At 43.2% G+C, this 229-nt stretch carries 1 protein-coding gene; it reads left to right on the plus strand.

All coding sequences use genetic code 11. The features are described 5' to 3' along the window. Positions 1-229, plus strand: a 229-nt coding sequence (locus R2R70_RS23755; protein WP_410979455.1) for a hypothetical protein, incomplete at both ends; no start/stop codon positions are given.

A 229-nucleotide genomic window follows, 5' to 3' on the forward strand; every position in this document is an offset into this window, starting at 1 on the left:
CGAAGCCACACAAGATGCACTACGTTGGTTAAATAAAATGCACGACACCCTTACACAAGACGGGAGCGACGGCGACATAAAACCTTATGTTGCCGATCCTAGTCTTGCTGAAAGCGGCCACTACATTAATCGCTTAGAGCAACTAAATAAATTATGGTTTAGTTATGCCAACAAAGGAAAAGGCATACCCCTCGCGCGTTGGATAAAACGCCTTGAATATAAAAGTCAT

Origin of the sequence: Cobetia sp. SIMBA_158, assembly GCF_046566945.1 — a bacterium.
GTDB classification, from domain to species: domain Bacteria; phylum Pseudomonadota; class Gammaproteobacteria; order Pseudomonadales; family Halomonadaceae; genus Cobetia; species Cobetia amphilecti.